The sequence below is a fragment of the Lentzea californiensis genome (genome assembly GCF_024648825.1).
Classification (GTDB): Bacteria; Actinomycetota; Actinomycetes; order Mycobacteriales; family Pseudonocardiaceae; genus Lentzea; species Lentzea californiensis.
Genome location: NZ_JANBBE010000028.1, coordinates 1 through 12,021, shown reverse-complemented (window position 1 = coordinate 12,021; position 12,021 = coordinate 1). Strand labels below are relative to the sequence as shown.

Genomic DNA, 12,021 nt, shown 5'->3' with positions numbered 1-12,021 from the left:
ACGCTCAAAGGCCAGCTCGATCTGGAGCTGCATGGCGGCCGCACCATCGACGGCGTCACCGCCCGCATCGCCCAACGCGTCCTTGCCCTGACCGCTGCCGCACTGGGTGCCGCGGTCGCTAGGCTTGATCGGCTTGCCTCAACCACCTGTCCGGGGGAACAGTGCACCGTTTCGCGGCCAGTCCCGCCCTGGCGCGGCTGGAATGGGTTCTCGACGGCCTGGACGGGAAACCCGGCTGGGGAGCTGACGTGCCGGACGTGCTCGCGGCTGCGTTCACCACCTTCGTCACGCCCGAGAGGTACGTCGAGGTCACCCGCGGTCGAGCTGCGCACTACGCGCCGGTCGTCGTGGTCGGTCTCGACGTCGGCGAGACCACCGCGCAGGCGCGGATCCGTCGTCACGACGGCACCGTTGACGTCGTTTCCTGCGTCGTCGAGGCCGCACGGCCGCATCGAATCGCTTCCACGTGGGTTGCCGGACTGGTGCCGGCCGATCTGACACCGGGGTTGCCGGCCGACTTCACCGACCACGACCTGCCTTCCGCCGCCACAGACGCCCGGCTGGTCGTGTTCTCCGGGGTGCCCGGCAGCGGAAAGAGCACCCTGGCCGAAGCCGCGGGCGCCGCGCTCGGGATCCCGGTCTTCGCCACCGACTGGCTGCTCGGCGCGCTGACCCCGTTCGGCGGTCGCCATTTCGAGGATCCATTCGCGATGGCCGAAGAGGTGCTGACCACGCTCGCCCTCCGGCAACTCGTCGCCGGACAGTCCGTCATCCTCGACCATCCCACCGAGCGGGTCGCGACCAGGGACCGCTGGCGCAGCCTGGCCCGCCGGGCCGGTGCGGAGTTCCACGTGGTCGTGTGCCACTGCTCCGCCCCGCAGGTCCACCGCGCCAGGCTCGAAGGCCGCAGCCGCGGAATCCCCGGCTGGCACGACGCGGGCGACTGGCACGACGTGCAGCAGCGACAGAGGAGTTTTCCCTCCTGGGCAGGGGAAGCGCTCTCGGTGGACACCGTTCAACCACATGAGCGGTCCCTTGCCGCCGTCATACGACACATCACCGCCTGACGGCGTCAGGACACGGGCCCGTTGCCGCCCTGCTCGGACGCGGCGGGTGGCGATCGGGCTGACGCACCGAGGGTCGCTTCAGGCATGGTCTAGACCATCTCGGGACGTCGAACGGCGCGTAACGAGCGAGCCCCGCTTCACGACGGACGGGTCGTGCGCACCGAAACGCGGAACCTGACCGTCGCCGTCACCGCCGTCATCGGGTTGATCGGCGCGATCGGGGCCAACGTGTTCAGTGCGGTCATCGATCCCGCGTGGTCGAAGAAGAACATCTGGCCACTCGGCATCGGTGTGTTCGTGTTCGTCGTGGGTGCGGCCATGTGGCTGCACTGGTGGCGATCGGGTGCACGCGTCGTCAAAGCACGTGCTGTGGCCGCTGTCGACACCGGCGACGGGATCATGGAGGTCGTCGTGGCGACCCGCTCGGGTGCGGTCCTGACCGCGGGCTACGCCGACAACGGGACCTGGTCGAAGTGGACCGATCTCCGCGCGGACCGGATGTCCTGGGACGTCACCGCGGTCGTGCCGACCAGCGACGTGGTCGAGTACTACGCTGTCGACACCGACGGGGCTGTGGCCATGGCACGGCGAGACCGCGGAAAGCTGTCGGCCTGGCATGCGGTTCTGCAGCCGCCACCGTCGGAGCGGATCATCCGGATCTCCGCCGCGAGCTGGACGCCGAAGCAGCGGGAACTGTTCGGCATCACGGACACCGGGCGGTCGCTGCACACGTGGAAGTGGGACGGCCAGCCGTGGGCCGACTGGCATGACGCCGGCCTGCCGGCCTGCATCGACGTGGCGGGGTGCTCCCCGAAGAACGACGTGCTCGAGCACTTCGCAGTCGATCGAGACGGCACCGTGTGGCAGAGGTGGTGGTACGTGGATCAGGGTTGGGTGAGGTGGAACAACTGGGGAAGGCCCGGTTCGCCGGCGAAGTGCGTCGCTTCGTTCCGCAAGGCGGCTGACTTCCAGGAGATGTTCGTCGTCGGCAAGTCCGGCGACCTGGGGCACCGGTGGTACAGCGGTCACGAGGGCTGGTCGGGATGGGCGCGAATGGACACGCCGCCGGCGGGACTCGACGATGTCGCGGCCGGCACGACCAGCGCGAACAACCTGTGTTGCGTTGGGCTCGACAAGAATGGCGACCTCTGGCTCCGGACCTGGTCCGGTGAGTGGACGGAGTGGCGGACGATCCCGTCGCAGTGCTGAGGCCGGTCCCAGCGGGGCCAGGTCATGAACCCGTTTCAGGCTCGACGCCGGTGAATTCGGGCTGCTCGCGAGGCGTTGAGCCGTGGACTGCGGTGGCCGACGCAGAGGAGAACCGTCGTTGCGCGCGTGTAGGAGGAGATCGCATGCAGGATCCGTCGGACTCGATGGACAACGCCGAGCCCGAACAGAACGGCCGGGGAGACGCCACCGGCTCGCTTGCCGGGGACGAGTCGACGTCCGACCCGGACATCGACTCGGCGACGTCGATGGTCCTGGTGGAGGTGCTTCCAGGGGTCGCTGTCGTGGCCGGTGAGGTTCCGGCGGAGTTCAGGCTCGATCTGATCGACTTCGGGATCGTGCCGGCCGCCGACCGCAGGCAGATCTCAGCGATCCTCGCTTCGATCGGGAACGCGGCGACCGTTGCCGGCAACATCGGGAATGCTTTCGCCAGCGTGCAAGGACTTTACCGGCTCGGGGACAAGACACAGGCTCTCCTGAGCAACGGCGCGAAGCTCGCCACCAAGGACGGCGGATACCTCGGAACGGTGCTAGGTCCTGGCGGCACCTTGGGTCAGGCCCGCTTCTACCCCGTGACAGCGTTGAGCAAGGCACGGATCGCGGCCTCGATAGGGCCGGCACTGGCCATGGTCGCCTTGGAGATGATGTTGAACGAGGTCTCGGGCCTCGTCAGGAAGAACCTCGCGGTGACGAACCAGGTCCTCACCACCATCCGCAAGGACCAGTGGGCCGAACTGACGGGGCTCGTGGCCGCTGTCGAGCGCGCGGTCGAGCAGGCCCGGGAGATCGAGTCGGTTCCGACGTCGTTGTGGGACGACGTCGCGGGCAGTGGAGCGTTGCTGCGCAAGCAACTCGAGCTCTACCAAGGAAACGTCCGCGACCACGTCAAGCGGACCAGCCGGGCCGACGCACGCGGCCACCGCGAGTACTTGCAGGCGAACGCCGAGGTCATCGCGTTCGACGTCAACGCCTTGCTGTCCTCGCTCAACGCGTGGACGGGGTATCACGCGCTTCGCGCCGCGAGGGCGAGAGCCGCCGGACGTGAAGACACCGCCGAGGCGCAGTACGCGGAGGTCATCGCCCGCGACACCCGCGTGGAGTTCGACTCGACTCTTTCCGAGATGACGAGCCTCGTCGACGCGCTGGTCCGGGAGCTGCGGATCACCGCCGAGCTCCGCGACCCCGACGCGTGGCCGCTGTCGGGGAAGCGGAGAGACGTGAAGGCGGCCCGCGAGATCTCCGCCCGGCTTCTGGAGGCGATCGAGCCCCTTGCCGACGCTCTCCACCCGCCGGTTCCGCCGATCGAGGCCCCTGACGTCATCTGCGGACCCGAATCGCTGGACCCGGAGCCGTACCTCCGCGTTCTGCGGTGGTTCTTCGAGGACGGTGAGGTCCTCCGTGCCCTCGGCTTCCCCGAACCGTTCGACGACGGTGCCATTTCCGCGATCGTCGGCGGCGCGATGGGGATGCTGGCGGCGGCGATGGACAAGTCCACGGGCAGGACGCTGGTCGCGGTCACGGATCGCCGCATCATCCTGGCCACGACGAACACGTTGCTCGAGCAGGCCGAGATCGACCAGGTCATCCCGGTCGACCAGGTGCGCTACGTCCGAGCACCCATCGCACCGGACAGCAGTTCACGGTGGGCGATCGACCTGATCACGCGCGACGAGAACATCCGCTGGCTCTTCCACGCCGACGTCGACAACACTCGAGTGGACTCGCTCGCCGCCGTGCTCGCCGAGTCGATGACGATCCCGGACGCCGAACGCGAGGAGCTCCAACGGCGCCGCCACCCCGCTATCGAGACGGGCGAGAAGAACGAAAGCGCTGGCACGACTGGACTCGAGACCACGGCTCGCGATTCCGAGTAGGCCGTGAGCCGGCGGGGATTCACCGCCGATTCATGCAGTCCACCCAGGACTCGGTGGTGACGATGATGTCGGCCGGGAGGGTCTCGGTCACGGTCCCGTCCGACACCCAGATGTGTGCGTGGTAGGTCGCCATCGGCACCGATGCGGACCCTTGCACGCCGACGAACCCGTTGACGGTGATCGAGCCGTCGGGGTCGTGGAAGTTGGCGCCCGGCGGGAGGTGGTGCTCGGTGGCGGTCCAGCCGGGAGGCAGGTCGCGCATTCCGAACTCGAGGTCGGTGGTCCACTTCCCGCTCACCACGAAGATGAAGTAGGAGGCGTGGGTCCTCCCGTCGGGACCGTGCTGGACGCACATCCGGCTGGTCCTGTCGAACTGTTCCAGATGCCACGTCCGGGTCTGCGACGCCGTCTGCGCCGACGCGACGACGGATGTGCCGGCCAGGGACAGCAGGAGCACCGAGGCCAGGACGAGCACCGATCTGGCGATCCGAGACATCACCTTCACCGAACCCCTCCTGACACAGGCACGAACACGCTGCGGTTCACGCTAGCGACCGGATCTCAGAGCTCTCTGAGAATCGCCGGAACGTGCTCCGCCGCGATCGCGGCGGAGCACCGGGGGTTCGTCGGCAGGCTCAGATCTTGCCGGTACCCGCGCCCTGGGTCACCAGCGCTTTCACGTTCGACGGCGTGTCCAGGGTGTAGGCGTAGTAGCCGCGCGGGTCCTCCACGCTGCCGCCCACCACCGGTTTGCCGCTGTTGACGTAGACGTTGTTCCGCTCGACGATGCTGCCCTTCGGGCCCGCGTAGCTGTTCGTCATCGGCTCCTCGACGTTCTCGAAGTAGTTGCCCTCGACCCAGCAGCCGGACTTGTTCTGGCACGCGACGCCCGTGTCGCTGTTGGCGACGTAGTAGTTGTTGAACACGTGCACCGGGTTGCCGAAGCGGGTGCGCGGGTTGCGTTGCGGCGTCCGGTCGAAGAAGTTGTGGTGGTAGGTCACCTTGAGGTGGCCGGTGTCCTGCGCGGCGTTGCCGTCGTCGTGGCCGAGCAGCATGTTCTTGGTGTGGTGGTGGGTGTGGTTCCACGACACGGTCACGTAGCTGGACCCGCGCTTGATGTCGATCAGGCCGTCCTTGCCCGCGGACAGGTCGTTGTGGTCGATCCAGACGTGGTGGGAGAACATCTGCACGTTGATCGAGTCGTCGTTGGCGTTGCGGAACACCAGGTTGCGGATGATCACGTTGTGCACGGCGTTCGCCGGGGGAGTGGTCACCGAGCTCACCGGCAGGCCGATGTTCAGCCCGCCGCCGGTGATGCCGGAGTTCGCGCCGACGCCGATGACGGTCTTGTCCGAGGAGACGTCGTACATGCCCGCCGCCAGCGTGATCATGCCCTGCACGCGGACCACGCGTGGTCCGTCGGCCTTGATCGCGGCGGTGAAGTCGGCCGCCGAGGAGACGGTGACCTCCGGACCCCCGGCGCCGCCGGTGGTCCCGTTCTGGCCGAGCGCCGCCACCGAGGCGAACCCGATGGGCGCGGCGTCGGCGGCGGAAGCGGGCGCGGTAGCCGCCGACGTGGCACCGCCGATGAGCACCGCGGCGAGCGCGAGAGCGCTTGTCCTCCTCATGAAGTCCTCCGTTGGACTCGGCCGACGCCCGCGCCCGCGGTGACGAGCGCTGGTACGTCGGCGGCGTTGTCGAGCGAGTAGGCGTAGTAGGTGCGGGGTTCGACGACGGTGCCGAGGGTTTGCGGGGTGCCGGAGCCGGCGTAGACGTTGCCGCGCTCCACGACGCGGCCCGGTCCGCTCTTGTCGTAGCCGGACAAAATCGGGTAGGCGACGTTCTCGAAGTAGTTGGCCTCGACCAGCACTCCGGCGTCCTCTGTGGACGCGACGCCGTAGAGGGAGTTGCCGCGGTAGTAGTTGTTGTAGACGTGCACGGGCTCGGCGAACCGCACGCGCGGGTGCCGCTGGTCGGTGCGGTCGAAGAAGTTGTGGTGGTAGGTGACGCGCAGCTTGCCGCGGTCGGCGGTGTAGGTGTCGGAGTGGCCCAGCAGCGCGGCCTTGCTGTGGTCGTGGAAGTGGTTCCACGACACCGTGACGTAGTCGGACTGCCGCTTGATGTCGAGCAGGCCGTCGAAGCCGCGCGACAGGTCGCAGTGGTCGATCCACACGTGGTGCGCGGAGTTGGTGACGCTGATGGAGTCGTCCGAGGCGTCGGTGAAGCGCAGGTTGCGGATGATCACGTTGTTGCCGGGGCGGGTGGTCGAGCCCAGTTGCAGCCCGCCGCCGGTGATCTCGGCGGTGGAGCCGATCCCGAAGATCGTCTTGTTCGCGACGACGGTCAGCATGCCGTCGACCTCGATGCGGCCGGACACCGAGATGACGTAGGGCTCCTTGCGCCCGACGTAGTCCCGCAGCGCCGCCGCGGTGGTCACGGTGACGGCCTGGCCGCCCGCGCCGCCGGTGGTCCCGTTCTGGCCCAGCGCGGTCACGCCCGCGAAGCCGTCGGCCACGGCGTCGGCGGCCGGGTCCGCCCACCCGGCGCGCGGAGTGGTGGCGGCGAAGGCGGTCAGCGCCGCGCCCGCGAGCAGCCGTCGTCGGTTGATGGGGCTCATGGTGGTCCTCCGCGTCCTGTCAGATCCGGCCGACGCCGACGCCCGCCGGAACGGTGCCGGGCAGGCTGGCGGCGCTGTCGGGGGTGTAGGCGTAGTAAGTGCGCGGCTCCACCACGGTGCCGAGCGTCTCGGGGGTGCCGGAGCGGACGTAGACGTTGCCGCGCTCGACCACGCGCCCCGGCCCGCTCTCGTCATAGCCGGAGTAGATCGGGTGGGGGACGTTCTCGAAGTAGTTGGCCTCGACCAGGACTCCCGCGTTCTCGGTCGACGCGACGCCGTAGAGGGTGTTGTTGCGGAAGTAGTTGTTGTAGACGTGGATCGGCTCGCCGAAGCGGACCCTCGGGTGCCGTTGCGCGGTGCCGTCGAAGAAGTTGTGGTGGAACGTCACCCGGAGCTTGCCGGTGTCCTGGCCCGCGTTGGAGTCGGAGTGGCCCAGCAGCGCGGTCTTGCTGTGGTCGTGGAAGTGGTTCCACGACACGGTGATGTAGTCGGCGCCGCGGACGATGTCGATCAGCCCGTCGGCGCCGCCGCTGAGGTCGCAGTGGTCGATCCAGACGTGGTGCGAGGACTGCTGGATGCTGATCGCGTCGTCGTCCGCGCCGGTGAACCGGAGGTTGCGGATGATCACGTTCTGCCTGCGGTACAGGTCGAGGCCGCCGCCGCTGATCTCGGCGTTCGACCCCAGCCCGATGATCGTCTTGTTCGACCGCACGCCCTGCTTGCTGCTGATCCGCATCACCCCGTCGACCTGGATGACGTACGGCTCGTTGCGGTCGCAGTAGTCCAGGAACGCGTCCGCGTCCCGCACCGTGACGACCGGGCCGCCCGCGCCGCCGGTGGTGCCGTTCTGGCCGAGCGAGTTCACCCCGGCGAAGCCGTCGGCAGTGGCGAGCGGGGCCGCCCACGCGGGCCTGGTGGTCGTGGCCAGCGCGGTCGCGGCGGCGCCCGCGAGGAGCGCCCGCCGGCTGATGCTGCTCATGTGCCCGTCCTCCTCAGACTCGGCCGACACCCGCACCTGCGGGCACGACGGTCGGGACCTCGACGGCCCGGTGCGGTGTGTAGGCGTAGTAGGTGCGCGGCTCGACGACGGACCCGCGCACCTCGATCTCGTGGTTGCACTCGACGAGGACGTTGTCCCTGGCGACCATCCGGCCGAGGTCACCACTGAAGTCGACCCGGCCGGGGTTGTTGACGCTGAAGAAGTAGTTGCCCTCCAGCACCACGCCCGCGTTCATCGCCGACGCGACGCCGTAGCTGTTGTCCCGGTAGTAGTTGTTGTAGACGTGCACCGACTCGCCGAAGCGAACTCGCGGGTTGCGCTGATCGGAACCGTCGAAGTAGTTGTGGTGGTAGGTCACCCTGAGGCGTCCTGCGTCCTGCGCAGAGTTGTCGTCGTCGTGCCCGAGCAACAACGTCTTGTCGTGGTCGTGGAACCTGTTCCAGGAAACGGTGATGAAATCGGATCCGCGTTTGATGTCGACGGCTCCGTCGTCACCGTTGGAGAAGTCGTTGTGGTCGATCCAGATGTGGTGGCTGAACATCTGCACGTTGATCAGGTCGTCGGTGGCGCCGGTGATCGACAGGTTACGGATGATCACGTTGTGCACCGCGTTCGCGGGCGGCGAGATCACGTCGTCGTCCACCGGGAGCCCGATGTTCAGCCCGCCGCCGACCAGCCGGGCGTCACCGCCGAGGCCGACGATCGTCTTGTCGGAAGCGACGTCGTGCATCCCGTCGCTGGTGCCGGTGGGCAGCGTGATCGTGCCGCGGACCTGCACCACCAGTGGTTCTGGCCGAGCGATGTAGTCGAGGAATTGCGCGGTCGTCGTAGCGGTGACCACCGCGCCCCCGGCCCCGCCGGTGGTTCCGCCCTGCCCCAGCGCGGTCACCCCGGCGAACCCGTCGGCGGCGGGCCCGGCCGCCGTGGCGGGCGGTGTCCCGACCGCGGCGGCCACCACGGCCACCACCACCGCGACCCGTGCGAGGGCGCGTTCGTACCCGACGTGCGTCCACATTTGGGTGGTCCTTTCGGGAATGCGTCTCGGGGTACGGCGGCGGGGTTGAGAAATCGCTTTCCTGATTCGGACCATAAGACTTGTGTTTCCGGCGTGTCAACGCCGCGTCACATATGAGAACCGGTTCACATACGTGGTCTCGCCGATTGCTTTTCAGTGGTGGCCGCGTAGTCCTTTCGGCCGATTAATTCGATGCTGCGAAGAATAGTGTCGAATGAATTCGACTGGAGTGGGCGGCGCCGGGTTCACGTCAGATGCCGAGCAGGCTCGTCCGCAGCGCGATGCCGCGACCGCGCCGTGAAAGCGGCGGAGGCGGCAAGCGCTGGAGGATGCGACTCTGTGGACGTGGCCGGAGGTCAGGTCGATGTCAGCGTTGTCCGTCGGACCTTCACGGATCGGTGACGAGCTCGAACTCGGTGTCGAGCAGCCGTCGTGCGTCGATGTCGCCCCACGAGGCGGCACGTTCGAGCACGTCGGCGGCGTCATCGTCGTCGCCGCGCTCGAGCAGGAACGCACCGAGGTGGTAGCCGGCGGCGGGCTCGCCGATCTCCTCGGCCAGCCGGTACTCGCGCTCGGCGGCCGCCAGGTCGTTCCGGCGACTGTGCAGGAACTTGGCGTAGTCGATGTGCGCCTGTTGTGCATCCAAGTCGATGGCCGTGCGCAGCAACTGTTCGGCTTCGTCCAGGCGTCCGAGCTCGGCGTACACCTCCGCGAGCGCGCAGTAGGTCGTCGGCCGGGCCGTGTCGAGGTGCTGCTCGGCCACGGCGAGCGCGCTGACGACGTCACTCCGGTCGTGCAGATGCGTACGGGCCAGATTCGCCGGCGCCAGCGTGTCGCCCAGCTCGACCGCACGCTCGAACATTCCCACCGCCTCGTCGAAGCGGCCCTGCTCGGCCAGGAACAACGCGAAGTTGTTCATCGCCTTGCTGTCACCCGAGGCCACGGCCATCAGGTACGCGCGCTCCGCGTCCTGGGACAGGTCGAGGTCGGCGAGCACGTCGGCCAGCACGTCCGCGAGATCGTCACGTCCCGCCGCGACCAGGGGATCCAGCAGCTCCTGCGCCTCGATCAGCCGGCCCTGGTCGAGGTATCCGCGCGCCAGCAACCGGGCGGCAGCGGGTTCGCCCGCCGCGACAGCCTGTTCGAGCACTTCGATCGCCCGCTCGTGCGGCGCCTGGTCCGTGCTGTTGTCGAGCATCTCAGAGCCGTGACGGCTCAATGGGCCTAAGACAGGCTCACTCATCAGGTCACCTTCAATCTGTGCGAAGGCTAGCCCACATGCGGATGGACGGGTTCCCCGGTTCACCTGCGGATCTCGGCCTGTCGATCGAGAACGGGAACCTCGCCGGTCCGCGAGCATCTGGTGGTGAGGACGACCGTCGCAGCGACGAGCTGCCAGGTGGTGATCGCGTAGACGGAGCCGCGTTCCCACGTGCCGACGTCGAACAGCAGGGATGTTCCGGAGGTGGTGGCGAAGCCGAGTGCGAGCAGTGAGGTGAGGCCGATGCCGCTCAACGTGAAGCCCGCGATCCGGGTTCCGGCGTGGTCGCGGAGCAGGAGAGCTGCGGTGATGGTTGCGAGGTTGCCGCCGAGGATGGCCATCACCGCTCCGACGGGATGCAGGGCTGCGGAAACGTCGTCAGCGTGACCGCTGTGGAAGGTGGCGACCAGGCCGTTGCCGGCCGCGTGCACGACTGCCAGCACCAGGAAGGCCGGACGCCCCCGGCCCGCGGGTAGGGCCCGGGCCAGGAACACCGCACCGAGCAGGAAGAACAGGCCCTGGTGCAGGAAGCCGAGGTTCATGACCTCCGCCAGGGGTGAGTCGATCCGCCGCTCGTCGAGGGGGTCCTCTCGCACGGCGCCGAGATCGCTGATGTAGTCGTGCGAATAGCTGTAGTTCGGGAATGCCGACGCCGCGACGGCCTCCGAGATCAGGTACCAGGTACTTCCCAACGCCCACAGCACCGCCGCGGTCATCGGCGGTTCTCGCCGCAGCTCGCTCGGTCGCGCCACTCTCACTCCTCAGCCGCACCGGTCACCCGGCCGGTGTCCTCGACAGAACTCTGCCCGGCCGGTGGATCTGACGCTCGGCGGGCATCCCTGCGGCTAGGCGTACTTGGCCGCGCGTTCTCGCAGGACCGTGAGCGCCTCGTCGGCGTGGACGGTGAACTTCAGCTCGCTTTTGATCACGGCGAGGACCACGCGGTCGGTGTCGATGACGAAGGTGCGCCTCTTCGCGTGCAGCGGGCTGAAGCGGCGCCAGGCACCGAACTGCTTCGCCACCAAACCGTCCACATCGGACAACAGCGGGTAGTCGAAGCCATGTGTGGCGGAGAACCGCCGCTGTGCTGCCACAGCGTCGGGACTGATGCCGATCCGGTTCCCGCCGACTTCGGCGAACTCCTCCGCGAGGTCGCGGAAGTGGCAGCTCTCCGCGGTGCAGCCGCCGGTCATGGCGGCCGGGTAGAAGAACAGCACGACCGGGCCGGAAGCCAGGAAGCTGGACAGCGTGCGGGGCTCGCCGCTGTCGTCGGGCAGGGTGAAGTCCGGGGCGATGTCTCCTCGTTGCATGGCAGGTATTCGGCGTCACCGGCAGCATGGATTGCCCACATGGCAGAAGTGCCTGGTGCGTGGGGGAGTGCGCCGAGTTGATCGTCGACTGTGGACTGTGGGCTGCCGGTCGATCGTTTGCCCTGGTCACGTGCGAGGGGCGGTCTGGTCGGTAACAGGTCGATAACCAGACCCATCCGTTGCCCGAGGGGTGGCGAATCACGAGCAACACCTGATCCGCTCACCACATGGAGATGTCCCGTCATGAACAAGACCGTCCGCAACACCGTCCTGGCCATCGGCGCCGCCTCGCTCGCCCTGTTCGGCGCGGCGTGCGGTTCGGGCGACATGGCCGCCAGCGGCTCCAGCACCGCTCCGGCCTCCGCCACGTCGGCCGCGCCGTCGTCGGCCGCGATGGCCGACCCGGCTGCGGGCCTCGTCGGTTCTGGTTGTGCCGACTACGCGAAGCAGGTTCCGTCCGGTGCCGGCTCGGTGTGGGGCATGGCCGCCGACCCGGTCGCCGTCGCCGCGAGCAACAACCCGCTGCTCACCACGCTCGTGAGCGCGGTGTCGGGCAAGCTGAACCCGAAGGTGAACCTGGTCTCGACGCTCAACGGCGCCGAGTTCACGGTCTTCGCGCCGGTCGACTCGGCGTTCGCGAAGATCGACGC

At 68.2% G+C, this 12,021-nt stretch carries 12 protein-coding genes and 1 pseudogene; 5 read left to right on the top strand and 8 right to left on the bottom strand.

From position 1 onward, the window contains the following. From LX88_RS44830 to LX88_RS43305, 4 genes and pseudogenes are all read left to right on the top strand, one after another. Positions 1–99, top strand: a pseudogene (locus LX88_RS44830) (IS982 family transposase); the annotation flags it as partial. 62 nt (positions 100–161) lie between these two features. Then, complete coding sequence (locus LX88_RS44510; protein ID WP_258953548.1) at positions 162–1,067, top strand: AAA family ATPase; 906 nt, start codon at positions 162–164, stop codon at positions 1,065–1,067. Between the two features lie 153 nt (positions 1,068–1,220). Beyond that, positions 1,221–2,276: a PLL family lectin gene (locus LX88_RS43310; RefSeq protein ID WP_258953547.1), complete on the top strand. Its 1,056-nt coding sequence runs from the start codon at positions 1,221–1,223 to the stop codon at positions 2,274–2,276. Positions 2,277–2,419: 143 nt separating this feature from the next. Then, entirely contained in the window at positions 2,420–4,168 is a 1,749-nt protein-coding gene (locus LX88_RS43305; protein WP_258953546.1) for a hypothetical protein, read from the top strand. Between the two features lie 19 nt (positions 4,169–4,187). Here the strand turns inward: LX88_RS43305 and LX88_RS43300 are convergent, their stop codons facing one another. The 8 genes from LX88_RS43300 to LX88_RS43265 all read right to left on the bottom strand — a co-directional run bounded on the left by LX88_RS43300 (position 4,188) and on the right by LX88_RS43265 (position 11,371). After that, complete coding sequence (locus tag LX88_RS43300; protein ID WP_258953549.1) at positions 4,188–4,664, bottom strand: DUF5980 family protein; 477 nt, start codon at positions 4,662–4,664, stop codon at positions 4,188–4,190. 139 nt (positions 4,665–4,803) lie between these two features. Then, positions 4,804–5,796 carry a pectate lyase family protein gene (locus LX88_RS43295; RefSeq protein WP_258953545.1) on the bottom strand — a complete coding sequence of 331 codons (993 nt, stop codon included), beginning with the start codon at positions 5,794–5,796 and terminating at the stop codon, positions 4,804–4,806. Continuing rightward, positions 5,793–6,785 carry a pectate lyase family protein gene (locus LX88_RS43290; protein WP_258953544.1) on the bottom strand — a complete coding sequence of 331 codons (993 nt, stop codon included), beginning with the start codon at positions 6,783–6,785 and terminating at the stop codon, positions 5,793–5,795. The genes LX88_RS43295 and LX88_RS43290 overlap by 4 nt, the downstream gene beginning before the upstream one ends. Before the next feature lie 19 nt (positions 6,786–6,804). Next, complete coding sequence (locus tag LX88_RS43285; RefSeq protein ID WP_258953543.1) at positions 6,805–7,764, bottom strand: pectate lyase family protein; 960 nt, start codon at positions 7,762–7,764, stop codon at positions 6,805–6,807. Positions 7,765–7,777: 13 nt separating this feature from the next. Beyond that, on the bottom strand, positions 7,778–8,800 hold the full coding sequence (locus tag LX88_RS43280) for a pectate lyase family protein (protein WP_258953542.1): 1,023 nt from the start codon (positions 8,798–8,800) through the stop codon (positions 7,778–7,780). A 388-nt stretch (positions 8,801–9,188) separates the two neighbouring features. After that, positions 9,189–10,043 carry a tetratricopeptide repeat protein gene (locus tag LX88_RS43275; protein WP_258953541.1) on the bottom strand — a complete coding sequence of 285 codons (855 nt, stop codon included), beginning with the start codon at positions 10,041–10,043 and terminating at the stop codon, positions 9,189–9,191. A gap of 59 nt (positions 10,044–10,102) precedes the next feature. Continuing rightward, positions 10,103–10,813, bottom strand: a complete 711-nt coding sequence (locus tag LX88_RS43270; protein ID WP_258953540.1) for a DUF998 domain-containing protein — start codon at positions 10,811–10,813, stop codon at positions 10,103–10,105. Positions 10,814–10,906: 93 nt separating this feature from the next. Then, entirely contained in the window at positions 10,907–11,371 is a 465-nt protein-coding gene (locus LX88_RS43265) for a peroxiredoxin (protein ID WP_258953539.1), read from the bottom strand. Between the two features lie 243 nt (positions 11,372–11,614). On the opposite strand from LX88_RS43265, the gene LX88_RS43260 reads away from it, so the two are divergent. Beyond that, a partial coding sequence (locus LX88_RS43260; protein ID WP_258953538.1) for a fasciclin domain-containing protein occupies positions 11,615–12,021 on the top strand: 407 nt, incomplete at its 3' end.